The 25,190-nt window shown below is 45.7% G+C and carries 26 protein-coding genes; 6 read left to right on the forward strand and 20 right to left on the reverse strand.

Annotated features, from left to right (window positions below):
- Window positions 1-31: 31 nt before the first annotated feature.
- Window positions 32-655, reverse strand: a complete 624-nt coding sequence (locus JMW05_RS10960) for a DUF924 family protein (protein ID WP_201505277.1) — start codon at window positions 653-655, stop codon at window positions 32-34.
- Between the two features lie 120 nt (window positions 656-775).
- On the opposite strand from JMW05_RS10960, the gene nspC reads away from it, so the two are divergent.
- Entirely contained in the window at window positions 776-1,963 is a 1,188-nt protein-coding gene (nspC, locus tag JMW05_RS10965; protein WP_201505278.1) for a carboxynorspermidine decarboxylase, read from the forward strand.
- A gap of 269 nt (window positions 1,964-2,232) precedes the next feature.
- The gene (locus JMW05_RS10970; protein ID WP_201505279.1) at window positions 2,233-3,495 is read left to right on the forward strand and encodes a saccharopine dehydrogenase family protein; all 1,263 of its coding nucleotides are present in this window, start codon (window positions 2,233-2,235) and stop codon (window positions 3,493-3,495) included.
- A 117-nt stretch (window positions 3,496-3,612) separates the two neighbouring features.
- Here JMW05_RS10970 and JMW05_RS10975 read toward each other — a convergent pair whose 3' ends face one another.
- The 4 genes from JMW05_RS10975 to JMW05_RS10990 are packed head-to-tail and all read right to left on the reverse strand — an operon-like array spanning window position 3,613 to window position 7,496.
- Window positions 3,613-4,470, reverse strand: a complete 858-nt coding sequence (locus tag JMW05_RS10975; RefSeq protein WP_201505280.1) for a ChbG/HpnK family deacetylase — start codon at window positions 4,468-4,470, stop codon at window positions 3,613-3,615.
- Window positions 4,467-4,880, reverse strand: coding sequence for a GtrA family protein (locus JMW05_RS10980; RefSeq protein ID WP_201505281.1), 414 nt, complete (start codon window positions 4,878-4,880; stop codon window positions 4,467-4,469). Before JMW05_RS10980 ends, JMW05_RS10975 begins: the two co-directional genes overlap by 4 nt.
- Before the next feature lie 20 nt (window positions 4,881-4,900).
- Entirely contained in the window at window positions 4,901-5,914 is a 1,014-nt protein-coding gene (locus JMW05_RS10985) for a glycosyltransferase family 2 protein (RefSeq protein WP_201505282.1), read from the reverse strand.
- Between the two features lie 52 nt (window positions 5,915-5,966).
- The gene (locus JMW05_RS10990; protein ID WP_201505283.1) at window positions 5,967-7,496 is read right to left on the reverse strand and encodes a glycosyltransferase family 39 protein; all 1,530 of its coding nucleotides are present in this window, start codon (window positions 7,494-7,496) and stop codon (window positions 5,967-5,969) included.
- Between the two features lie 214 nt (window positions 7,497-7,710).
- Between JMW05_RS10990 and JMW05_RS10995 the strand changes: the two genes are divergently transcribed.
- On the forward strand, window positions 7,711-8,574 hold the full coding sequence (locus JMW05_RS10995; protein ID WP_201505284.1) for a glycosyltransferase: 864 nt from the start codon (window positions 7,711-7,713) through the stop codon (window positions 8,572-8,574).
- 52 nt (window positions 8,575-8,626) lie between these two features.
- Window positions 8,627-9,733, forward strand: a complete 1,107-nt coding sequence (locus JMW05_RS11000; RefSeq protein WP_201505285.1) for a glycosyltransferase — start codon at window positions 8,627-8,629, stop codon at window positions 9,731-9,733.
- 18 nt (window positions 9,734-9,751) lie between these two features.
- Here JMW05_RS11000 and JMW05_RS11005 read toward each other — a convergent pair whose 3' ends face one another.
- The 4 genes from JMW05_RS11005 to JMW05_RS12115 form a co-directional block, all read right to left on the reverse strand.
- Window positions 9,752-10,447, reverse strand: a complete 696-nt coding sequence (locus JMW05_RS11005) for a putative nucleotide-diphospho-sugar transferase (RefSeq protein ID WP_201505286.1) — start codon at window positions 10,445-10,447, stop codon at window positions 9,752-9,754.
- A 49-nt stretch (window positions 10,448-10,496) separates the two neighbouring features.
- Window positions 10,497-11,261: a hypothetical protein gene (locus tag JMW05_RS11010; RefSeq protein ID WP_201505287.1), complete on the reverse strand. Its 765-nt coding sequence runs from the start codon at window positions 11,259-11,261 to the stop codon at window positions 10,497-10,499.
- 72 nt (window positions 11,262-11,333) lie between these two features.
- Entirely contained in the window at window positions 11,334-12,182 is an 849-nt protein-coding gene (locus tag JMW05_RS11015) for a hypothetical protein (RefSeq protein ID WP_201505288.1), read from the reverse strand.
- Window positions 12,183-12,190: 8 nt separating this feature from the next.
- Window positions 12,191-12,313 carry a hypothetical protein gene (locus tag JMW05_RS12115; protein WP_265090603.1) on the reverse strand — a complete coding sequence of 41 codons (123 nt, stop codon included), beginning with the start codon at window positions 12,311-12,313 and terminating at the stop codon, window positions 12,191-12,193.
- 288 nt (window positions 12,314-12,601) lie between these two features.
- Between JMW05_RS12115 and JMW05_RS11020 the strand changes: the two genes are divergently transcribed.
- Entirely contained in the window at window positions 12,602-13,726 is a 1,125-nt protein-coding gene (locus tag JMW05_RS11020) for a glycosyltransferase (RefSeq protein WP_201505289.1), read from the forward strand.
- Here the strand turns inward: JMW05_RS11020 and JMW05_RS11025 are convergent.
- The 4 genes from JMW05_RS11025 to aspS form a co-directional block, all read right to left on the reverse strand.
- Entirely contained in the window at window positions 13,723-14,580 is an 858-nt protein-coding gene (locus JMW05_RS11025; RefSeq protein ID WP_201505290.1) for a hypothetical protein, read from the reverse strand. The genes JMW05_RS11020 and JMW05_RS11025 overlap by 4 nt on opposite strands.
- A 98-nt stretch (window positions 14,581-14,678) precedes the next feature.
- The gene (locus JMW05_RS11030; RefSeq protein WP_201505291.1) at window positions 14,679-15,461 is read right to left on the reverse strand and encodes a glycosyltransferase; all 783 of its coding nucleotides are present in this window, start codon (window positions 15,459-15,461) and stop codon (window positions 14,679-14,681) included.
- An 83-nt stretch (window positions 15,462-15,544) separates the two neighbouring features.
- Window positions 15,545-16,468: a lysophospholipid acyltransferase family protein gene (locus JMW05_RS11035; RefSeq protein ID WP_201505292.1), complete on the reverse strand. Its 924-nt coding sequence runs from the start codon at window positions 16,466-16,468 to the stop codon at window positions 15,545-15,547.
- Between the two features lie 20 nt (window positions 16,469-16,488).
- Window positions 16,489-18,315, reverse strand: a complete 1,827-nt coding sequence (gene aspS, locus JMW05_RS11040; RefSeq protein WP_201505293.1) for an aspartate--tRNA ligase — start codon at window positions 18,313-18,315, stop codon at window positions 16,489-16,491.
- Between the two features lie 485 nt (window positions 18,316-18,800).
- Between aspS and sohB the strand changes: the two genes are divergently transcribed.
- Window positions 18,801-19,769, forward strand: coding sequence for a protease SohB (gene sohB / locus JMW05_RS11045; RefSeq protein ID WP_201505294.1), 969 nt, complete (start codon window positions 18,801-18,803; stop codon window positions 19,767-19,769).
- Between the two features lie 363 nt (window positions 19,770-20,132).
- On the opposite strand, the gene JMW05_RS11050 is transcribed toward sohB, so the two are convergent.
- The 7 genes from JMW05_RS11050 to JMW05_RS11080 form a co-directional block, all read right to left on the reverse strand.
- On the reverse strand, window positions 20,133-20,501 hold the full coding sequence (locus JMW05_RS11050; RefSeq protein WP_201505295.1) for a CDI toxin immunity protein: 369 nt from the start codon (window positions 20,499-20,501) through the stop codon (window positions 20,133-20,135).
- A gap of 365 nt (window positions 20,502-20,866) precedes the next feature.
- Window positions 20,867-21,190: a hypothetical protein gene (locus tag JMW05_RS11055; protein ID WP_201505296.1), complete on the reverse strand. Its 324-nt coding sequence runs from the start codon at window positions 21,188-21,190 to the stop codon at window positions 20,867-20,869.
- Between the two features lie 86 nt (window positions 21,191-21,276).
- Window positions 21,277-21,729, reverse strand: coding sequence for a CPCC family cysteine-rich protein (locus tag JMW05_RS11060; RefSeq protein ID WP_201505297.1), 453 nt, complete (start codon window positions 21,727-21,729; stop codon window positions 21,277-21,279).
- Window positions 21,730-22,063: 334 nt separating this feature from the next.
- On the reverse strand, window positions 22,064-22,606 hold the full coding sequence (locus JMW05_RS11065; protein ID WP_201505298.1) for an ankyrin repeat domain-containing protein: 543 nt from the start codon (window positions 22,604-22,606) through the stop codon (window positions 22,064-22,066).
- A 667-nt stretch (window positions 22,607-23,273) separates the two neighbouring features.
- On the reverse strand, window positions 23,274-23,603 hold the full coding sequence (locus JMW05_RS11070) for a hypothetical protein (RefSeq protein WP_201505299.1): 330 nt from the start codon (window positions 23,601-23,603) through the stop codon (window positions 23,274-23,276).
- Window positions 23,604-23,840: 237 nt separating this feature from the next.
- Window positions 23,841-24,119 (reverse strand): hypothetical protein, encoded by a 279-nt coding sequence (locus JMW05_RS11075; RefSeq protein ID WP_201505300.1) that lies wholly within the window; start codon window positions 24,117-24,119, stop codon window positions 23,841-23,843.
- A gap of 79 nt (window positions 24,120-24,198) precedes the next feature.
- The gene (locus tag JMW05_RS11080) at window positions 24,199-24,621 is read right to left on the reverse strand and encodes a hypothetical protein (protein ID WP_201505301.1); all 423 of its coding nucleotides are present in this window, start codon (window positions 24,619-24,621) and stop codon (window positions 24,199-24,201) included.
- Between the last annotated feature and the right edge of the window lie 569 nt (window positions 24,622-25,190).

Below are 25,190 nucleotides of genomic sequence, written 5' to 3' on the forward strand. Positions count from 1 at the left end.
GTCCCACGACGGGGGCGCTACCGCATCATGGTTAAAATGAAGAATTGGGCGTTGCCAAAAACGCCTTTTCCGCTTCGCTAGATTCGCGCCCCAGCACCTCATTGCGGTGCGGATAACGCCCAAACTCATCAATAATCGCCTTATGCTGCTTGGCAAAATCGAGTATCACCGCATCGCCCAAAGCTTTAAAGTAATGAAAATAATGGGCATGAATATCAGCGGACTCAGAATGCATGATGGGCATGATTAAAAACTGCTGCCACGCGGTCGGCAGCATCTCATAGCCCGCCTGCGGCAATGCTTCTTGCGTGAGTACCAGCGCCATAGAGTCATGCGCAAAGGCCGCGTCCTCATCGCGGCACAGATTGCGCGAAAACTGGTCAATCACGATAATCTCAGCCAAGCGCCCTGCTAGATTCGCCAGCGCGTTGTGCGTGCAGTGTCTGCGCCAGTGGGCGCATTCGCCTTGGCAAGCGGCGCGCCACAACTCGCCGAAATTGTCTGCAATATTTTGGTCAAAGTCGTCACTTTTGGCAAACCAGCAGTCGTGATGCGCGGCATCAAACCAAAACGATAATACCGCATGGGCATCGGGGTGCGCTTCTTGAACATCGATGTTGTCCAAAAACTGCGCATAATCGGGTAAAGTGCTCATAAGCTATTCTAATTGTCATGGGTTTGTACTACTATAGCCAAAATCTTGAGACCTGTCATAAAGGGGTGCTGCGCCATCGCAACCGCTTTGTGATAATGATGTAACCTGATGGAAGAGATTATGACGACTGACCACACCAAGACGCCGCTGTCCGTGCCTACGCCGTACTATTTGCTCGATGAAAGTGCTATCGTTGCCAATGTACAAATCATTCATCGTCTGTGTGAGCAGTCGGGCGCGAAGGCATTGCTCGCGCTAAAATGCTTTGCCACGTGGGGCGTGTTTGACGCGATGGCGCCTTATTTACACGGCACGACTTCGTCTTCATTGAACGAAGTGCGCTTGGGTCGCGAGACGTTTGGCAAGCACGACGACAAAGAAACGCACGCCTACAGCGTTGCCTACAGTCAAGATGAGATTGATGAGGTGCTGAGCTACGCGGACAAAATTATCTTTAATTCCATCTCGCAACTAAATGCTTTTAAAGACAAGGCAAAAGCGCAAAATATTCCTGTTGGTTTACGTTTGAACCCTAAGACCAGTAATTCGTCTTTTGTTATCGCCGACCCAGCGCGTCCGTTTAGCCGTTTGGGCGAGCATGACAAAGCGCGTATCGAAGCGGTGCTGCCTGACATTACGGGCGTGATGATTCATAACAACTGCGAAAACGACGATTTTGATGCCTTTAGCGCTAGCCTTGCTGACATCGAAGCGCGCTTTGGCGACATTTTAGCGCAGCTTGAGTGGGTGAGCTTGGGCGGCGGCATTCACTTTATCGCTCCTGATTATCCTGTCGATAAACTTGCCGAGCGTCTAAAAACCTTTAGCGAAACCTATGGCGTACAAGTGTATCTTGAGCCAGGCGAGGCCAGCATTCATGGCGCGGGCACGCTGGTGACGACCGTGCTGGATACCATGCATAATGACAAGCCGTTAGCCGTCGTTGACGCCTCTATCGAAGCGCACATGCTCGACTTGTTGATTTACCGCGAAGCTGCCCCCATTGAAGCTATCAATGACGAGGGTTTGCGCCTGTCACCTGTTGCAGACAGTGACAAAAGCAGCGAATCGACCATCATTTATGGGCGCTCGTGCTTGGCGGGGGATATCTTTGGCGAGTATACACTGCCAGCTGCCCTAAATATTGGCGACACCATTGCCTTTGGTAATGCCGCAGGGTATACCATGGTCAAGAAAAACTGGTTCAATGGGGTCAACATGCCCGCTATCGTCATCCGCCGTTTGGATGGCAGCATCGATGTGCAGCGCCAGTTTAATTATGACGACTACAAGGCGAGCCTGTCTTAACGACCAAACGCTTGTTTATAGCGCTTTTGCCTGCCGTTTTATGACGGTAAAAAAAGCAGTCATCAGGCGTTTAAGAATGTGCGAATTGTTGTCGAAATACCGCAAAAACTTGTTATAATCGCCACGGGCAGCGATGGGGTCATCACTGCCTGACGGGTGCGTGGGTTTTCCTCGGTCTTCCTTTTTAATTCACGCATATCATTCACTCGCTACTGTTTTGAACAGCCGTTCGCTAAGGCGCTAACAGCAGCACAAAGGAGGATTTCTCATTGAATAAAGCTCAAAGCAAAAAAGACGTATTGATTATCGGTGCAGGCGGCGTGGCACAAGTGGTCGCCCACAAGTGTGCCATGAACAATGACGTGCTGGGCAACCTACACATTGCCTCACGTACCAAAGACAAGTGCGATGCCATCGCTGATAGCGTGGCAGAAAAAGGCAGCTTTAAAGTACCTGCCAGCTTGCAGACGCATGAATTAAACGCACTCGATACCCAAGCAGTCATCGCGCTGATTGAATCTACGGGCGTCAACATCGTCATCAATGTCGGCTCAGCCTTCATCAACATGAGTGTGCTGGAAGCCTGTATCGAGACGGGCGCAGCCTATATCGACACCGCTATCCATGAAGACCCACGCAAAATCTGTGAGACGCCGCCATGGTACGGCAACTATGAATGGAAGCGTAAAGCGCGCTGCGAAAAGCACAACATCACCGCGATTTTGGGTGCAGGCTTTGACCCAGGTGTGGTCAATGCGTATGCCAAGATTGGCTATGACATGATGGACAAAGGCTCTGTGACCGATATCGACATCATTGATATCAATGCAGGCAGCCACGGCAAATACTTCGCCACCAACTTTGACCCTGAGATTAACTTTCGCGAGTTCACAGGCACGGTGTATTCTTGGCAAGACAGCCAGTGGCAGTCAAACAAGATGTTCGAAGTCAAGCGTACCGATGATTTGCCTGTCGTTGGCGTACAAAACAGCTATTTGAGTGGACACGATGAGATTCATTCACTATCAGCGAACCTTGATGTGCCAAACATCCGCTTTTGGATGGGCTTTGGTGAGCATTACATGAATGTCTTTACCGTCTTGCAAAATTTGGGTCTGCTGTCAGAGCAGCCTGTTAAGACCGCAGAAGGTCAAGAAGTTGTGCCATTAAAAGTGGTCAAAGCTGTCCTACCAGACCCAAGCTCGCTGGCGCCGAACTATACCGGCAAGACCTGTATCGGTGATAAAGTCAAAGGCAAGCAAAATGGTGAAGACGCAGAAGTATTCGTTTATAACGTCTCAGACCACAAAGAAGCGTACAACGAAGTCGGCAGCCAAGGCATCTCGTATACCGCTGGTGTACCGCCTGTTGCTGCGGCAATGCTGGTCGCGACTGGCGAATGGGACGCAGGCAAGATGGTCAACGTCGAAGAGCTTGACCCACGTCCGTTCATTAACCTATTGAACAAAATCGGTCTACCAACCCGCATCCAAGATGCCAATGGCGACCGTGAATTGTCCTTTGATATCTAAGTATTTTGTTCTGAGTCGATTGATTTAAATATCTATTCATTGACTTAGTGTTTCATAAAAAAAGCCCATCTGTTATCAGGTGGGCTTTTTTTTGGTGTTATAGCATTTTTTGTTATTTCATTTTGCATGAACATCCGACCAACGCACCAACTTGACATGATATTTAGCTAACAGCTCGCCAAATGCTGTGCTGGTCAGCCACTGATATTCGACCTCACGCGCTGCCTTAATCTCATCCTGCCAGTTGTTTTGCGCGACGGAAGGGTGACACATTATCAGCGTCATGGGCGTATGGTTATCAGTTAAGCCGCCTTTGGTCATGACAGGCGCACGCGTAAGCCACGTGTCCCACAATGTCGCCAGCTGCGCCAAGTTTGCATCAAAATCATAGACCCCGCCAAAGCGGTCATTGGTCTTAATACCTTGACGTTGACACGCCGCGTGCCATGCCCGCCCGCCGAGCAAGTAGATAATCCAAGACTTAATATCAGGCAGTAGAGGGGTGCTGGTACGTGCCGCAATGTCAATGCGCGCGCCGTCTTGATAGCGCTTTTGTAGCGCCTTAAGCAGACTGTGCCGCACGACTGGCAGCTGATGAATGTGCTGATGCCCATCAATAAACACAGGCGCGTGCCCAAAGCGCGTCTCAAAGGCATCAAGCTGCGAATGAATCAGCGTGTCTAGCTCAGCGCGTTTAAACTTACGCAAATAGCTGTTTAATAACACGGTTTTTAGCGGTGCGCGCAAGTGGGAATCGATAATGCCTGTCATGTCCAAATGCAGACCGATATCTATACGCTGGCGCTGTAATTCGGCAATATCTGTTTGCGTGATTGAGCCGCCCACCATATAGCTGGTGGCGCTGATGCGCTGCTGGCTGGCAAGTTCAACTACTGCTGCATTGACCGCCGAAGACAATCCGAGGTCATCGACATTAATCATTACAGCGCGCGTGGTGTCGTTATGTATCGTCATGATTTAAATGCCCACAGTTTGCCCAGCGTAAAGCTCATCAGTGTCACTAAGGCGGTGACGATAAACCATACTAAAAGATAATAACGCTCGCCCAGTACATGTAGCCCCAGCACGAATAAGCCTTGATTGATGGCAAAGCCTGCGACCGAGCTGGCAAACCACTTTAACAAAGACGTAAGTAGAGTGTTCTTTGATGCCGTTTGCGCGTGTTGCGGGCGAAAGGTCACATAAAAATGACCCAAAAAACTGACCACGAATGCCACCAAAAATGCCCAGACGTTCGCCCATGCAGGAGTAACAGCAAACTGACTGACCAGCAGCCACAGTATAATAAAGTGGGTGAGTGCCGCTGCGCCGCCAACGATAACGAAAAACAGCGCTTGTGATGAGGCAGAGTGGGAGGATGTCATAAAGGATAGTGCCTTAACGCTTATACAAGTTCGCGCTCAGGCGCAGGGACAGTTGTGCTCGTGGCGGGATAATCATCGCTATCGACAGTTTTATCCACCAAGTACATGGGACGCTGTTTGACCTCTTCGTATAAGCGCCCGACATATTCGCCAATCACGCCAATACACACCAGCTGAATGCCTGTCGAAAACATAATACCCGCTGCAACCGTCGCCCAGCCTGCTACATCGTTACCGAACAGTAGCGTCTCAAAGACGATATATAAGCCGTATAAGAAGGACAGCGCCGAGACCACAAAGCCAATGCGCGAAATCAAACGCAGCGGCTTTTGTGAAAACGACGTGATGCCAACGAGTGCCAGCTCAAATAAGCTGCCGTAATTAAACTTACTCTCGCCTGTACCGCGTGATGGCGCAGTAAATGGCAGATAGACGGTATTAAAGCCGACCCATGCATACAGCCCCTTCATAAAGCGTTGACGCTCAGGCAGGGCGCACAAGGCATCGACCACCTTGCGGTTCATGACTCGAAAGTCGCCCGCATTGGGACGTATCTCGTAGCGCTGACTGTCTTGAATGAATAAATAAAAGCTGCGTTTTAAGGTCTTTGCCAATTGGCTTTCACTTGGGCGATTGGCTTGGATTGCCGCCACCATATCCACATCGGTTTGCTGCACCATGGTGAGCATTTGCTCTAGTACGGTGATAGGATGCTGCCCGTCCGCATCTAGCATGGCGACCAGCTCACCGCGCGCGTGCATAAGCCCCGCACTGAGTGCAGGCTCTTTGCCAAAGTTGCGCGATAAATGAATCAAGCGAATGTGCGTATTGTCCGCGCGGGTCGGCATCAATGCCGTGACCACATCACTTAACGCATCGCGACTACCATCATCAACGATGATAATCTCACACGCTCGCTGTGCGTCCCTAAGCGTTCCTGCAAAGCTGAGCACTTCGGGCAAAAAGGCATGTATTGCCTCAGCATCATTATACGCAGGCATGATTATGGACAAATACGGACGATGTTGGGACATGAATACACCCATCAGCTTAATTTATAACAGTGAGGACAAATAATGCTGCCCATCATAGCGCATCTTGTGCCGTCTGGCAGTTTTTTGGCACATAAAGCGTCCAATCAATGATGAGCGGCGCAATCTCGGCATCGCGCCACGCAATCTGCCATTGACCTTGATGCTTGATGAAGTCGCCTTTATTGACCACTTGGTCTAATAGTGGCAGCTCAACCTCAGCATCGGCTTCTTTGACGACCAGTGTGCCGTGCGTACGCAGGCGCTCAGCCGTCATCCATGGTGAATGGCTGGCAGGTCCTGATATCATCTGCGAGGGGAAGTCATTATTCATCGCAATCAATGCGCCCAGCCAGCGGTCACCCGACACGCTATCAAGCGGACAGCTGCTATAATCTTGCCACGTTTGGGCGGCGTTGTCCGCGATGGCTTGCTCAGGCCACTGCATACGTGATGGCTTATGCCGCAGATAGTCACCTGCGCCGACATAGACCATGCTCAGCACCGTCGCGATACTTAACCAAACGATTAATCTGCGCTGCATACGTTTATTAGCGATGGCAAAATATTCAGGTTTAATAAAAGAGGCAACCAGTAGCCCAGACAATGCCCACATCGGCATGCCCCACATATCGCGCAGACCAATACCAAAGATAAGGCTTAATACTACCAGTAGCGCCAGCGGTGCGGCCCAAATGTACCACAGCAGCTTAATATTTGACTTGGCGCTAGTTAGTTGCTCACGATAAGCATTTGGTTTAAATAATGACTTACGATTGATAAAAGCAAGAATCAATAGCGGAATGTGCGCTACCAACTGCGCCACGAAGAAACCAAGCCAGCTGGTATGGCGACTGAGCGTATCCGCGCCCTCTGCCACATCGTGCGAGCGTCCACTGGCATAGCCAAATGGCAGCCAGTCGTGCGTGGCGAGCCAATACACATGCGGTACAAACAGTGCTACCATCAGTGCCAATGCCGCCCAAGGACCCACACGCTTGAGATGATGCCATTGACTGGGCAGCAATAAATACAGTGCCATCGGTATCAACAAAAACGCTACGCTGTATTTGGTGAGCATGCCCAAACCACCGAGCACCCCAAGCCACAGCCAATCGCCAATCCGTTCCCGCGTGATGCAATGATAAAACGCTAAAGACAGTCCTGCCCAAATTGGGAACTGCGCCACATTGTGATTAAACTCAAGACTCGGGTATACGTAGTAGACCACTGCGAGCGTCAGGACACTGCCGAGTATTGCGGTTGCCTGATTGAATACTGTCTTGCCCAAGCGATACACCAAGTAAAGGGTAAGCAGTACACACAGCTGACTGAGCACGTAGGGACCGATGTGTCCAAAGAGCTGATAAAAGCTGTATAATATCCAAGACGATAAAGGAGGGTGTTTATAGTAGCCCCATTGCCATTCGCTGCCCCAATTGATACCCTCACTGACGTCTAAAGCCACGCTGCTGGCCAGAAAGGCGGGTAGGATGGACCAAAGCACAAAGTAGGCTATCAGGCACAGCACGAACCAAAGATAAGGCGTGCGGGTTGGATGGTCGGGCGTATGCTTTACAGTCATAAGGGCACTCGTCAGATGGCAACTGCGCTAGAAAATAAACAATCACAATGCGCAACGCACACATCATAATCGGCAGTGCTGCACATTATAGAGACTATTGACGCACTGTCATAGTCGCAGTCGGCGCTTGTCTGGCTATAGCGCCCAGTATTTAACAAAATCAATTATTATCGGCAGGCGTGATTGTCGCCACAGTTATCTTAGGAAATCTGCCATGAGTAACGATGTAGTAAAAGTATTTGTCGGGTGTGACCCCAACAATTGCGACCTTGAACAAATGATGGTGCTTGAATACAGCATAAAAAAGCACAGCAGCCTACCTGTGGACATCACTTGGATGCAGCTTTCTCGAGACGAGCACAGCACGTGGTATGCCAACCCAAAACAAAAAGAAGGGTGGAACACCAAAAAGTGGGCGACCCCCTTTTCAGGGTTTCGCTGGGCGATTCCTGAATACTGCGATTATCAAGGTCGCGCCATCTATATGGACGCTGATGTGGTGGTATTGTCGGATATCAAAGCGCTGTGGCAGCATCCCATGAATGAAGGCACCATTGTTGCTGCCAAGACCGACGCCGATATGACTCGGCTATGTACCTGCGTTTGGGACTGTGCGGCTGCCAAAGAGTGGCTGCTGCCGATATCGCAGCTGACCACGGATCCAGATGCGCATCAGAGCATGATGGATACGATTAAAAACAATCCGCAACTCATCACCCCTTATGTAGACAGCTATAACTGCGTCGATGGTGAAGATTTGCCTATCGATGACATCAAAATCTTGCACTATTCCGACATGGGAACGCAATTTAGCCACCGCTATGCCTTACCGCGCGTTGAAAAAGAAGGCTTTTCTCATTGGTTTGACGGTCAGGTGATGCCCCATCCACGTCCAGAGTTGGACGCGCTGTTTGATCGTTATTATCAAGAAGCCCTCGCAGCAGGCTATACGCTCGATGACTACCGTATCCCTGCCTTCGGGACGTTTCCTAAAAAGACGCATAAGCGTTATAAGGGCAACAACATCACTCGTTCGAATAAGCCAAAATCATTATTTGCACGACTGTTTAATCGATAAGACCAAACATACACCGTTTTACATTTGGATTGATATTTATCATAGGGACATTATGCCAACTGCTACCGCTAAACAACCAGAGCGTATCGTATTAGTCATCAATTCTTTGCAAGGAGCAGGCGCGGAGCGTTTTGTATTGACCATTGGCAGTGCTTTTGATGCGCTGGGCTTTGATGTTCACGTGGTACGGTTTGACCCCAAAGTTGAATTTGCCTTGCCCGAGAATCTAAAATATCACTTGATTGATTATCAAGGCTACCGCTGGTTGCCAAAAGGCGCTATCCGTTATCGTATGTTTGCGCGTAGCATCGATAACTATATTTTAAAGCATATTGGCACGCCTGCCTTGGTACTTTCTAATTTAGAGCGCGCTGACAGCACCTTGCGCTACAGTCGATTGCCAAATATCATTCATGTAATACACAACACTTTGTCCTTGTACTATCACATTGCCGACCAGCCCAATCCTGCCAAACGCACTGCTGAACTACAGAACGTTTATGGTACACACCCCTGCGTTTGCGTTAGTGAAGGCGTCGAGACGGACTTTATCCAATCATTTGGAAATATCACAAAAGTCACGACAGTGCATAATCCTATTGATCAGGTCTATATCCGTCAGCTTGCAGAGGCTTTTGTTCCTGAATATAAAGACTATCTTATCCATGTGGGTAGCTTTAAAAAAGCCAAGCGACACGACATCTTGATTCAGGCTTATGCCAAGACCAGTCAGCGCGTGCCTTTGTTATTAGCAGGGCAAGGTAAGCTGGAACAAGAAATCAAGACGCTGATAACGCAATTGGGATTAGAGGACAAAGTTATCATGCTTGGATTTTGTGAAAACGTTTTTCCTTATCTAAAGCATGCCAAGTGTAAAGTGCTTACCTCGGAAAGAGAGGGGTTTGCTTTGGTATTGGCAGAGGCATTAGCGCTTGATGTGCCTGTCATCAGCACAGACTGCCAGTCGGGACCTCGTGAGATTCTTGGCGCACATCAGCTGATGCCCGTTAATGATATCGATGCGATTGCTGCCAAGCTGGAGCAAGCCATGCAGCAGCCTGAACAGTTTGCCCATCCGTTTAACACCAAATTTTTACCGCATAATATCGCTAAAGCCTATTTGCGCTTTGCCAACGTGGCAATACCTGATGTTGCCTAAGCGTCTAGGCAAATAGCTTTAGCTCAATATCTGCCAGACAAGCGCGACTGCAAGCACAATAACTGCCCCGCCAATAAGACGGTTGCGCCAGCGGATTTGTTGTCGTTTTAGCTTGGTTTGACCACGACTGGCTTGGTACTGCTCAATATAAATCTCACCATCATAATCTTTATCAAATATTTTGATATACCCTGGGCTAAGTGGCGTCACTGTGATGCTGTCGCCCATCTTTTCCATAGCCACATCGAGACTGTCTTGGTCGACTTGCGTGCGTTTGCCATCGACCTGTTCAGCAATCCACTGCTTCACCAGCGTGACCGTGGCAGGCGTGTTACGAAAAAACAACGTGCTCGCCAAGTAATCATGTGACATACCCGCCATGCCCTTGGTTTTATAAAACGCAACATCACCGTCGATATGATTAAAGTAGTCCAAAGGTTTTTTGACCAGCGCATCCGCGTCCAAATACAGCACATCTTTATCCGGAAACTGCTGAAGACAGTCTAAAATAAAATGCGGCTTGATTCGCGTATTGGCTTCCCAGTAGCCTGCATCGTCCACTTTTTTGAACACATAATTTAGCCCAAAAGCATCTAGCGAGTCTTTGAGTGACAGCGCATGGCTTAAATAACTGTCCGTATAAAAGCAGCAGACAAAAAATCGGTCATCAGCGGACATGCTTTGATAAGTGGGTGTTTGTGGGATCAAGGTCATACAATTACTCAATAATAGTGAAACTCAATAAACGAATAAGCGGACAAGGCTAGGGCGTGGTCGTCCACCATGCCGACTTATCATCTTGGTGCAAGGACTGCATGGTCACAAACGCACTGTCTGCATGATGCAGTCTGTCAAAAACGCCTAGCAGCATACGTCCTGCAAGCTCATCTCTCGCTTGAAAGCGCTGATAACGTTGGCGCATATTTTTAAGCGTGTCATCTGTACCGATACGGAACAGCGTCAATCCTTCATACAGGGGCAAATGGGTTTGGTACAATGACGCAGTGCGTTTGGGGCACAGTGGCGCGTCTGCTGGCAAGGCATAAAGATAGCGCTGGGTTTCATACACCTTCAAGGTATTGATTAAGGTAGCGACATTCATCAGTGTCGCCGCGCGCACAGGGCAGGCGCTATAATCCACAAAGCTGTCGCAAGCGGACACCAGCCAGCGTAGAGACAAAGTATCTAGCAAATAATCGCTCTGCGTTTTCCATAAGGATTCGAATGCGGCAAAGGTCTGTTCAGGCTGATAGTGGCGGCGCAGCAATACCACCAGCACCGCGTGATAAAAGCACAGCTCAGAACTACCAATAAACTGATGCCGCAAGTTGTCTATATGCGCAGGCAAGGCTTTGGTGCGTGGTCTGTCCGTTAATGCGGCGTCATCACACATGGCGTGAGTAATCGTCACCGCCTTCATATCAGCAAACGTCTTGTCCGCAAATGCCTGCAAAATCACGTCTGCATGCCGCGTTTTTTCACTGGTAAAGACGTTCATCAATCGCTGGGATAAAGACGGCTGAGACATAGGAGCGGGCGACCTCAAGCTTATGAGTGGATAAAACGGTAGGGGACGATGCGGCGTTTTAGGATACAGGCATTATGATGGCATATTATCAGTCGCACCAAACAATCCTTTTGACACTGGCGAATGATTGATGACCGTCACACCACGAGCCGCATAGCGCACGCACAGTAAGGCAAACGAGGGCACAATACGCTCCATCACGGCCTTGTCCAATTTGCACGGCGCACGATTGTCCTCATTCTCATAAAAACGCGGCTGGGCACTGTTTAACAAATCAATGCCATACAAATGAATACTCGATGCGCCAAGCGTATACGCCAGCTGGGCGGCAGCATAGGCGACCGTGCCTGCCTCCACAAAACCTTGCGTCACATCGAATGAGACGCCAATCGCTTGCGGGGCATGCTGAGTATCGATAATAAAGGCGGGGTGTTGCTGATAATCTGCCAGCTTGGGCTTTTTTTGTAGCCATTTTAGATAACGCGGCAGCGCTGACGTACTCGGTGGTCTGTCCACGGCAAAAATCAGGCGCATGGCATAATGATACTGCTCGATAATGTCAGGCATCTGCTCAGCCATGGCTTGGAACACCGCTTGCGTGGCATAAAGCGGCTGCCCATGATAATGCGTGCGAATCATCTCGGGCTGATGGGCGATAAAGCGTGCATCAGTAATCACATAACCTGCGACTTCGGCAAACGCATATTGCCCAAGTAAGCCAATGCTGCCATTCACAAAAAATGTCGGACGCGGCAGTAACGGTGCAAAGTCCACATCTTGCATAGACGGACCAGACGCCACAATGTTGACCGAACCAAGCGTTGACGCTTTGGCTTCTGCCTGCGTTAGTGGCGCAATAGTGATAGGGTTACCTGCAATGATGACGGTGATGCTGTGCTCGGATGATGTGGCTGTATGCATAATGACCCCTAACGATAACGGCGGACATTAGCGCCAATACTTTGTAAGCCACGGGCTGTGCCTGACAGGGCGATATCACTTACCGCCCATTCGATGACAACGTCTATGCCTTTCTCATCAGGTTGCTTCATGAGTGATCCCATTTTCTATGAATAGAGGTCTGTGGCAGTTACACAAGTAATTCAAATACGAACACCATCTAGGCCTGCTATGATATTTACTGATACCCGTATTAGCAAGGGTTAACTGAGTTATAAAATCAGTAATGCGCATGATTTTGCTATCGGCAAGGTGGTAAGCTAAGACTGTACGCTGGCGCGTGAAGCAAATGAGACTAGCATAAAACGTCAAAATGCTGCAAACATTAAGAACATACGTACCGTCCATCACTGTCATTCAAAAACCAAATTGAGATATCCATGCCCACAACGTTATTTATTTTAAAAGCGCTTGAAGGTCGAGGTGCTGAGCGGATGGTGACCACACTAGCCAGCGCATATGTAAAAATGGGGCATAGCGTGCATGTCTTATGTTTGGAAGCCACACAAGACATGCCACTGGATGCCAATATTCACTATCACCTCGTACCCTATGATGAAGTGTTTACTGAGCAGAACTTTGCGTCAGAATCTAAGCAGGCGCAGGCTTACAAGGCAGTCGCTCAGCGTATCGATAGCTATGTGCTGAGTCACATAGGCACGCCAGATCTGATATTGGCAAATATTTATAAAGTAAACTGGATTATGGCGTACAGCCGATTGCCCAATATCATAAATGTGCTGCATACCGCGCTGTCTAAGCAGTTCGAGCAGCAGTTATTAGATATGCCAGCCCAGACAATACATCACTTACGCATGGTGTATGGCGCGCATCCTTGTAGCTGCGTCAGCGATGGTGCGCGCAACGATTTACTGGCGCTATTAGGGAACATCACACAAACAACGACCATTTATAACCCTTGCGATGCTGCTTGGATTCAAAGCCAAGCTTTACTAACACCGCGTATCGAACCGTTTGGCTTGAGAGACAAACAATATATTGTCCACGTGGCGTCATTCGATACTATGAAAGGTCATCGAGATTTGCTGCACGCTTATGCAAAGACAGCGCGCAAGTTGCCATTGGTATTGATAGGTAAGGGCAGACTAGAAGCAGAAATAAAGGCGCTTGTACGCCAGCTAAATATCAGTCGCGATGTGATATTTTTGGGTTTTCAGAGCAATCCTTATCCCTTTATGGCGTCAGCGGCATTGTTGGTACTGACGTCCAAATTTGAAGGTTTTGGTTATGTCATCGTCGAGGCGCAAGCGCTTGGCGTTCCCGTCATCAGTACCGATTGCCCCTTTGGTCCAAGAGAGCTGTTACCAAATGAGAACCTAGTGGCGGTCGGGGATATTGATGGTTTGGCGCGGCTTATAGATAAGGCAGTGAACGCGCGCAGTCGTCATACTGTGCCACTCAATCAACAGCTATTGCCGACGGTCATCGCGCAGCAATATGCCGCGTTTGCTCTATCAGCGAAGGCATCGGGTAGCAAAGACTAAATAGTATCAAAAAGTGTTTTTGAGACAGGCGAGTGGTTGATGACATCGACGCCATGCGCCTTATACGTTTTGCCCAATAAATTAAAAGAAGGCACGATACGCTCGTTCATGACGTTATTGAGCGTCGTCGGAATACGGTTGCTGTTATTTTCATAAAACCTTGGTTGATCACTGTTCAGTAAATCAATGCCGTATAGATGAATGGTGGCGGCGCGGCGAGAGAAAGCAAGCTGCGTGGCGACGTAGGCTACCGTGCCTGCCTCTACAAACCCATGCGTAATATTAAGAGACACGCCAATCTCCGCAGCACGATGACGGCTTTCGATAATAAAATTCGGATGATTGATAAAATAAGACAGCGGCTTTTTTTTATTGAGCCGTTTTTTGTTAAATATCAGTCTATTGAATGAAAACTTATTTGCTTTCACGCCCCACGGTCGATCCACGGGATACAGCACCCGCATGGCATGATGATAGGTACGCATCACATCAGGACAAGTGGTTGCCATCGCTTCAAAAACCGCAAGCGTGGCATATAAAGGTTGACCATAATAATGCTGACGCAAAATCTTAGGTTGGTGATGGATAAAGTGCGCATCACTGATGACATAACCTGCAATATGTTCAAAATCGTGATGCTCAGTCAGGCTGATGCTGCCATTGACAAAAATAGTGGGCGTGTCTAATAGGTCTGACAATGGCAGTTGTTTTATCGAGGGACCTGAGGCGATGATATTGACGTGTTGTCCAAATAAGCTTTGCTCGGCTTCGTTGGCATTAAACGCTTTGATGACAATAATCTCATCATCAATATGGAATCCAGCAGTGGCTGGTAATCTTAAATATGACGCCATAGCCTATTCCACTCGTCAATCTCAAATAGTCAACACCTTAATACCTTACCTTTATCTATTCTAACTGCTTTCTTAATTATCTAAACACAACCAGATACTTATTGCCAGTATTCTTTAAGCCATGGGCTGGGCTTGACATGGCGATACCACTTGCCGCCGCCACCTTCGATGGCATCGGGTGGGTTGATTTCTCCATGAAAAATCACAATCTTAGCGCCTGCTGGCAGTTTTGGCGCTTGTACAAAATTCAGCGGCGTTGGTGGCAGGCATTGGTACTTAAAGCTGACGCACCACGTTTTGTCCCAGTATTCTAAGTGATGATGCTCACGCAAATAGTTCGATAGATAGGCTTGCTCATGGCGCACTTGCGTGCGAATGGTAGTAAAGTTTTCTTCAAAATTAGACAGCAAATTCGGATACGTATTCATACCGATGTTAAAGCGGTACACCGAGCTGTTACCAATCATGCGCCACGGCTTTTTCCAGTCGCGGATAATGACCACACTGTCATCATGCTCGGCTTGGTAAGTAAAAAAGCAATCGATATTATCCGTAATGACGATATCAATGTCTAAAAACAGCGCCACGCCTTTCAAATCGTACAATTCAGGCTTAAAGGTGGTCAGTTTTTTCCAGCCGCGCTCAGGACCTGCAGGTAAATCCATCTCAGGGATAGGGTAGCACTGCACATGCTCATCGATGCCGCTGCTGTCATCGGTTAGGCACACCATCTGAAAATCGAGCGTTAGATGACGGCTGACCATGTGATACAGTCTGTTGACGTATTCTGCGCCGTATTTGGTACCCCATTTCATACAGATGACGTAGCGCTGGGTGTCGCTTGGGTGGATCGATTCAGAGGTTGGGGAATGGGTTGCCATGATACTCTCGTATTGCTGTCGTAATGCCAAAAATAATGGCTAAGCTTACCACGGCTGTATCAGAATATACAGCACCCGCGCGGTTACGATGGTTGGTGTGACTTACGCTGTTTTTTAATAAATGCTTCTAGCTTGTCGGAATCAGCGCGATACGGGTTGCCAAGCTCAGGCACCTGCTTAAAACGGCGATAGCCCCACATATAATGGTTAAAATGCGGCTCGATGATTTGCTGCATGGCGGTATTTAGTGCCGCGGTAGAGACATTGGCATCGCGTGCATATAAATCAGGGTCGGTGAGCTCATAGCAATAAATATCAAAGCCTTGAGCGTCTTCACGGCGAATACAGGCCAAGCCAACCAACGCGCACTTGGTTTTGCTGGCAAGTTTGGACGCAAGGGTGCTGGTCAGTGTCTCAACCCCAAAAAACGGCACAATAACGCCACCTGAAGGGTCGGGCACATGGTCAGGCAAAATAATACTAAAGCCGCCTGCTTTTAAGGTCTTAAAAATGGCTTTGACGCCGCTGCTGTCGGTTGGGACGAGCGTTGCATTAAGCTGACTGCGCCCATGCAGCATAAATTCGTCCATCTTACCGCTTTTGGCGGGTTTATACAGAATGGTCGGTGCGCCAAATTGGTTCAGCCACGCGTTCATTATCTCCCACGTACCGAGGTGCGGGACGATGGCGAGCATGCCGTGTGGGTTGTCTAAGGCGTCTTTGAGGAGGTGCTCATTATGCACGGTATGGATTTGGGCGATGCTCCACTGTGGGGGCATTGCCCAGCTTTTGATAGATTCGACGGTACTTAAGCATTGATTTTGAACAATCTCACGTACGCGTCTATTGGACGTATCGGCATGTAGGCTATCGATGAGGCGCATGTTTAGGCGAATGCTACGCACCAAACTGACCTCAGGCAGCCAAACAATCAGTAAGGCGACCAGTCGCGCCACTGCCTGCAATACAGACAGTGGCACATATTTAAACCAATGATAGCCATTCATGCGAATCGTACTTGCGCCAATTACTGGGCAGGACGGTTGCTGTCCGCTTGTGCTTTTTCGCGCACACGGATGCCCAGCTCACGCAGCTGCTTGGTATCGACTTCGGCAGGGGCTTGGGTCAATGGGCAGTCGGCGGTTTTGGTTTTTGGGAACGCAATTACGTCACGGATAGAGCTTGCGCCAACCATCAACATAATCAGACGATCCAAACCAAATGCCAAGCCACCGTGCGGCGGCGCACCGAATTTTAGCGCGTCAAGCAAGAAGCTGAACTTGTCAGCGGCTTCTTGTTCATCAATGCCTAGCGCATCGAATACCGCTTGCTGCATGTCAATGGTGTTGATACGCAAGCTACCACCGCCAATTTCTGTACCGTTTAGTACCATATCGTAGGCGATAGATAAGGCTCCGGCTGGGTTGTTTTTCAGCTCATCGACCGAACCTTTTGGCTTGGTGAACGGATGGTGCATTGAGGTCCACTGACCGTCGTCCGTTTCTTCAAACATTGGGAAGTCAGTCACCCATAGCGGTGCCCACTCGCAGTCAACCATATCTAAGTCAAGACCGATTTTTTGGCGTAGTGCGCCCATTGCGTCGTTGACAATACGTGCTTTGTCCGCGCCAAAGAAGATGATGTCGCCATCGGTCGCTTCGGTACGCTCAACAAGGCTGACCAGTACGTCATCGCTCATGTTTTTGATGATGGGCGACTGTAGACCTGAGTCTTTGTCCACGCCATTGTTGATGTTGCTTGCGTCATTGACTTTAATGTATGCCAAGCCGCGTGCGCCATAGATGCCCACAAACTTGGTGTACTCGTCGATTTGCTTACGGCTCAAGGCGCTGCCACCTGGAATACGTAGCGCCGCAACACGACCTTTTGCATCGTTTGCAGGACCAGCAAAGACTTTAAAGTCCACATCTTTCATCAAGTCAGCGACGTCAATCAGCTTTAGCGGAATACGCAAATCAGGCTTGTCAGACGCATAGTCACGCATTGCTTCGGCATAAGTCATGCGTGGGAAGCTATCAAGCTCAACGTTCAGCATGGTCTTAAACAAATGCTTAATCAAGCCTTCGTTAATGTCCATGATTTCTTCTTCATTTAAGAAAGACGTCTCGATATCCACCTGCGTGAACTCTGGCTGACGGTCAGCGCGCAAGTCTTCGTCACGGAAGCACTTAGCGATTTGGTAATAACGGTCAAAGCCTGACACCATAAGTAGCTGCTTGAACAGCTGTGGCGACTGAGGTAGGGCAAAGAAGTTGCCTGGACGGGTACGTGATGGTACGAGATAATCACGCGCACCTTCTGGCGTCGCACGCGTCAAAATCGGCGTCTCAACGTCCAAGAAGCCGTGGTCGTCTAAGTAACGACGAATTGCCGATGTTGCCTTGGCGCGGAATACCATACGCTCTTGCATTTGCGGACGGCGCATATCGAGATAGCGGTATTTTAGGCGCAAATCTTCAGAGTAGGTCGCATTGTCATCATTGAGTGGGAACGGCGGCGTTTCTGATTTTGCCAGCACTTCGATGTCTTTACCGAGCAGTTCAACTTGACCACTGGTCATATTTGCGTTTTCAGTTCCTTCATAACGGCGACGCACGCGACCTGTGATTTTTAGTACGTATTCAGGACGTGCCGCATCGGCAGTGGCGAATGCTTCGGGCGTGTCTGGGTCAACCACCACCTGCAAGATGCCAGCGCGGTCACGCATATCTAAAAAAATCACCCCACCGTGGTCACGGCGACGGTGTACCCAGCCGACGATAGTAATGGTTTGTTCTAGCAAGCTTTCGGTTACAGCTCCGCAGTATTCGTCTCGGTATTCACTGTGCATCATAGGAGTATCCAGTTCTTGGCCCAATTCAAAGTATTAAAATGTAACAATTTGACTCAATGTCTAAATGCAGACCTGAGCGCTGTGGTTATTGGTCATTGCGCTGGTGTCCTTGACCACAGGGCAGTTGGTCACCATCGCTATATTGACATCATTGACATGCTTGCTTTACTGTGGCGTATTGCCCGAATAAATAGGCAGTACCAACAGAGGCAACCGACAAAACAATAACGCACAAAACGCGATGATGACTCAACCTCACCGCGTTCGCTGCATAAAAAATTGTGTAAAGGCACATTATGCCTAATGTGCTTTTGTTATACAACTCTCCGCGCACAATCCTAGGACAATAAGCCTGCAATTATCATGACCGAGCGCCAAGCATCGGTTTAAGTCACGATAATGACGCGATCAATGATAATAAAGGCAAAGCGCGCCGAGTCTATAACCGCCAATCGCGGCACATAGATGATAATTAAGGAACATTCATGCTTTTTCAACCCGCAAAAACGCCAACCGAGCTAAAAATCAAGCACCTAAACAAAGCGCAAGACGAGCGCCGTCACGCACTGCTTGAGGCAACCCAAGGCAAAGCCGCCATCAAACAGCTCAAAAAACGCATGGCAAAAAAAGCCAAAAAAGTGCTCAAAGACAGCAGTAAAAGTAAACATAAAGACCAGCAAGTCTTCGTCCTAGACTTTGATGGCGATATCAAAGCCAGCGGCGTCAAGCACCTGCGCGAAGAGATCAGCAGTATCATCAGTAGCGCCAACAAAGGCGATGAAGTCGTCATTCGCCTAGAGTCTCCAGGCGGCATGGTACATGGCTACGGACTTGCCGCAGCGCAGCTGGTGCGCCTAAAAGACGCAGGTCTGACCCTGACCGTCTGCGTGGACAAAGTCGCTGCCAGTGGCGGGTATATGATGGCGTGCGTGGCGGATAACATCATCGCCGCACCCTTTGCTGTCGTTGGCTCTATCGGCGTGGTGTCGCAGCTGCCCAACTTTCATAAATGGCTAAAAAAACATGACGTGGACTACGAAATGTTTACCGCAGGCGACTACAAACGCACCGTGACCATGTTCGGCGAAAATGATGACGAAGACCGCGCCAAATATCAGTCTGAGATTGAGCAGACGCACCAGCTGTTTAAGCACTTTGTCACCACCTACCGCCCGCAGCTGAACTTGGATAAAGTCGCTACAGGCGAGCATTGGTATGGTGAAGACGCGCTGAAGCTCAAACTGGTCGATACCTTGCAAACCTCGGACAGCTATATTCTATCGCGCATGGCATCTAACCAAGTCTACGCGCTCTACTCACAGAAAAAGCCCACCCTCGCTGAAAAGCTGGGACTGACACAAGCCGCAGAAGCCACGCTACAGATGGCGACGGACAAACTGCCTGACCTGTTGGCGCAGATTGAATCAAAGCGTTTGGATAAATTGTTGAAGTAAATGTAGTAGATAGTAGGTAATAAAAAAGCCTTACTGTAGAGTAGGGCTTTTTTTATGTGGTTGATATTGTTTAAGAATAAAGATTGCATTTATTGCTAGATACTAAGAAATATTAGCTAGGCTTTGTCACAGATGCTTATACTGCAAGTCTAGCTGATATTTATATTAAGGCTCAAGTAATATAGAAGTCAGTGACAGAGGTAGTGCGAACCACGCCACCACCTGAGCCGAGGGTTATTTCTTATCCTATTATTATTAATAAATGATTGTTCTAATCTAAAAAAAATAACGCTTGTTATATGCTAGAATTCGCAGATTGGGTGAAGCTTACAACACCTAACCTAAGTACTTGACTCGTAGGTCTTATTTTAGCCCAACCCTAAGAGTATAACTTGGAAATAATGGCTCCATTAGGACCTCTTCATTAAAAATCAGTACTTTAGGAGATAAAGCAGACACATCATAAATGTTCTCGATTATGAGTTCCAAATTAGACTTAAAGACTGGCATATTATGACTATCAGCTATGACATATAAGGACTTGTTATGCAAAACTGATAGATCGCTAATTAGATCTTCCATACATTCATAGTCTCTATATTCAATTTCCGACCACGTTATATAATTGTTGTTTACAGGGAAGCTATTCAAAATTGTTATAGCTTTATGCTCATCGTCTAAAATAGAAAAATCATCCTTAAGCGCTTCTCTACATTCTTCAAATAATGTCATTAGTTATTACCTATTTAAATGTTTTAGTAAACTGATATAGTCTTTTTCGGTTTCATCAAATGGAATAACAAATTTCTCATCTTTTCCAGGACCTTTACCTTTAGTGTAGTCCCAAGTATTAATATGTGTTCCTTTCTCAGGATCATAGTCCAATCGCCAACCTCTTTTGCCATCGAGTGACTCCCTACCAATAACCTTACCATATCCTGCAGTTGATGGCAGACGACCTATGGTTGGTCTAGAGTTTATCCCAAGATCACCTATCTGAGAGAGACCTATATTTCTAGCAATCTCCCAACTATTTGTTTTAGGTAAATATTTTTCAATTTTATTAGGGTTTACGATATTTGAATGCTTGACTTGCTCTATATAACTTTATACTCCAAACAATGTATAGTGATATTTTCTTCAATTGGTTCAAGTTCAATCTTATAGTAGTCACTAACTTTCTCAATAATAACACAGCCTATGAAAGAAGCGAAAAAACCTTTATCTATTTCAGATAAACTAGCATCAATATATTGTCTATAAGGATCTGAGTATTTAAATAAAATAATATCGCGGCATAGAAGACTGCCAATATGCTCTCCGTTATAGGAGCTGTTAAATTTTACTAACAGATCCTTACCGAAATTAATAAACTGAATTTCTTGGAGACCACAGTCATTAAAAGTAGTTATGTCTTTCATTTCTCTAAGTTTCCTGTTTTATAAGAATTGAGCAAGCAAGTATAGGTAAGTCGGAGTTTACGAATTCTAGAAAATCATAGCTGTTCCTATATAACCCACTTATTTCTATAGAAAAAGTTTTTATTTTCTATGATTTTAGCTCTATAGGAGTTTATACTGCCACCATTTACACTACTAATTTTGTCTAAGTCGGATGTACCGTCATCTTCCCACTGACAGTATCTACATATATCATAACCTGTACCTTGTTGAATATTATAAATTTCAAAGAGAGTATTAAAGCCACAGCATGGGCAAGTAAATAATTTCTGAGTGTCACCAACTACTTCAACTACTTCTCCAGTTAATGTTTGATAAAACTCAGACAAAAACCCATTAGTACAACCCTCTAGCTCTTGTTTTATAGTGTCAAAAAGTGCTGATGCTGTATCCTTTGTTTCACAGTCCAAGGTGTCTATCAGATCGCGCTGAGATATTAATTTCATTCGATATTGACAAATAGTAGTAATAACATCATTTCTTAAGACTTTTTTTATCATAATAGTTCAAATTATTTAAGCGGATTGATTATGACAAACATAAGTTAAAAGGAAATTACGGCTCCCAAAATCTATAATTATATTCGTATAAGCTGATAATACAGGTATATTGGATTACAGTATATAAAATCTATAAGTTCTACTAGCTGAAAAATCTAGAATTAACATAACGGGCAGAAGCCACGCTACAGATGGCGGCGGACAAACTGCCTGACCTGTTGGCACAGATTGAATCAAAGCGTTTGGATAAGTTGTTAAAGTAAAGGTAGTGGATAGCAGATAATAAAAAAGCCTTACCGTGGGGTAAGGCTTTTTCTATCTTACCGATATAAAGCTATTTACTATTTTCCGCATGTTCTTGCATAGTTTTAAGAACAGGTACCAGCTTATCATTTGTTAGGCTATGTTCTGTTACGCCCTCTAGTATGGTTTCATAACCATTATAAAAATGAACATCACCACCTTTATCGAGCATCAACTTTAACAAATCAAGTTCCTCAGGCTGTCCGTTGATGTAAGCTAAAGGAATAATGTTTTTTAAATTTGCTGCGTTTGGGTTAGCTCCAACTTCAAGCAAAGCCATAGCAGCACCTACATTTTTCTTGCGCATTGCATAATGTAGCGGAGTCATGCAATAACAGTCCTGAGCATTAACATCAACACCTTTGTCGATAAGATACTCGATACTTTCACGTGGTGGCATTTCTTTATTGAAATCCATTAAAGAAATATGTAACCAATTCCAATTCTCTACTGGAGTTACTCTACTAAAACTACATATGCCAGAATCAACAAGCTTTTCGATTTTATTGAAATCAGCTCGGTAGAGTGCATCTAAAAATTCGATTGCTTGTTCTGTTTTCTTGTCTATACTCATTTTATATTCCTTACTTGTATGTCCGCATATCATTTTTTATATATTTAAAATCATCATTTCTAGGCTTTCCCCTTTGTGGCTGAGGTTGTCAGTAAGCATAGATTAGGAGAAGTTTACGGTTCCTAAAAACTATAGTTATTTTCATATAAGACGGCAATATACGTATATTAAGTAGCAGAATGTAAAGTCTACTTGTACAGACAAGCGGCAGAAGCCACGCTACAGATGGCGGCGGACAATCTGCCTAACTTGTTGGCGCAAATTAAATCGAAGCGCTTGGATAGGTTTTTTTATTGGTAATGCTTATTTACTAAAGTAAAATAATATTTCTCTCTGGAAGTAGTGAGATTAAGATAAAGGCGACTATGATTATATATGGTGCTTTTTTTTAAGAAAATACAACAAATTTTAGCATTCTGTCGTTGGAGTCAATATTTGGGAACATTGATGTGTCCCATTTTAAGTTAGACAGCGCTTTACGGCTGCTAAATACTTTATATTGAAAGTCATAGAAAGACTCAAATACTCTTGCGCGAAATAATATCCCAAACGTACATATGATGGTAAAAATTATATACATTAAAAATATGAGAAAAAATATGTCTCTGATGCTCATTTTTTGTATACTTTAACAATTTTTGGAAGTGTATAATGTATTTATTAAAAATTATTTTTGGTCATCGAACATTCTTAACTGACAATAGCTTTCTCTAAACCAATAAACGTATATTGTTAAAGTGTTTTTGTTTTTGCTGTTTGGTGTCGATATCGCTAGTGTTTTTTCTTTGTTGCAGTATTTTTTGAATTTATCATTATCTCCTTCAGTAGATGGATCAATTTCCTGCCATTCTGGCTGTGCTTCAATGTTACGAATTACCTTATTTACTAGATTTGAATCTGCATTAGCATAGCTGTAGAATGCAGACACATAACCTGTTGTGGTAGAGACACGATCTATATCATTGGGTTTACCAATATCCTTAGTAATATCTTCCATTAAATAATCATAATTCTTTTGCATTCTCTTTACGTCTTCCTGATTAAGTTTAATTCTAGATGCAGGGTTAGTAATGTAATTATGTACATTAAATGCGATGATTAGAGTGGACATGATAATAAATAGAATTGTTGATATCTTCATGGTTTAACGTCTCGTTGTTTAACTGGTTCCTTTGTTTTATATAAAAAATATAGATAAAAAAACGATACAATGGTGTTGTGATCTAGTGTCTTGCTACGTATAAGTGACAAAAAATTCATCTGTAAATTTAAAACCATTAGAAATGTAAGTAATATAAGTGGCTATTATGGCGTGTGCTAAAGAGAAGTTAATCGTTAGTTTGTTGACAGGCAGTAAGTATTTTCTATTATTATCGCAGTAGTGAAAAAACCACTCGCTTCTCTCTAAGCTTTCAAAATTGCAAGGTAAATCTAAGTCTTCAGGTGCTAAAGAAACAATGCGTTTAAGTTGGTTTTCTGCTATCTCAAGAAGCTTATATTTTTTATCGTTCATTTAGGAAATCCTAGCATCACATTAGTTTGATATGAGCAAGTACATATCAATATTGGCTTGCGATTTTTAAACACTGAAGCTAAATAGCTCTACCGTGCTCCCTAACAAAATCAAATGCATCCACTTCATTATTGCTAGCCTCTCTATAAAAGGTAGAATCCTCGAATATCAAAATATCATTCAGATTGCCTTGTATCTTGACGGGCAGACTACCTGAAATAGCAATCTTACCATCTACGGTATATCGCGATATAAGAGCCAGTGTCTCCATCTGAAATTGAGCATAATCACCAAAATAGAGAAATAGCCTTGTGAATTTTCTGTCTCTATATACAGTTACATAGTTACTGCCACCGCCAACGCCTATTTTATTTTGTACGACAATATCAATACAGGTGTCATCGACACAATAGTGAGCTACAGACTTTGGATGAAACATAAAGTATATGACGGTGCAAAGAGCAATTAAAACGACCGAAACACTTATAGCCATATATTTCATATTGCCTCTAATGTGGAATTTTGATATTTTAGGTTTTAATGGTTTCAAAAAGTGTGATGCGCTTGTATATAAGCATACAAAGATTTAATTTTTTATAATAAGTTAAAATTAAAAACATCTCATTTAATAAAAGCTAATGTAAATATTATGGTATTCCTATAAGAATTTTTACCGATAGTATTATTTAAAAAATAACCTTGTCATCTGATAAGAGCGATATGATGACGAATGAAAAAACGAGCATATAAGGCAGTCTTTTTTGCGCTTGTATGACAAAGCGAAGCATTTTGTCGTTCGGGTCGATGATTGGGAACGATGAGGCACGCCATTTTAGGTTGAGCAGTTTTCTTCTGTCGTGTACCAGTTGATGTTTAAAATCTTGAAAGGAGTCAAAGATTTGCGCGCGTACAACGAGTTTTATGCTTAAAAAAGCAACAATCAAAACATATAAAAATACGATGGCAAAAAAGACATCTCTAAGACTAAACATAGATAAATACTCTAAATAATAAGATTAAAACTGAAGTAGCGGTCACGGATGCATGCTCGTCCATGAGCGCTATGGGGTG

Origin of the sequence: Psychrobacter aestuarii (genome assembly GCF_904846035.1) — a bacterium.
Lineage (GTDB): Bacteria > Pseudomonadota > Gammaproteobacteria > Pseudomonadales > Moraxellaceae > Psychrobacter > Psychrobacter aestuarii.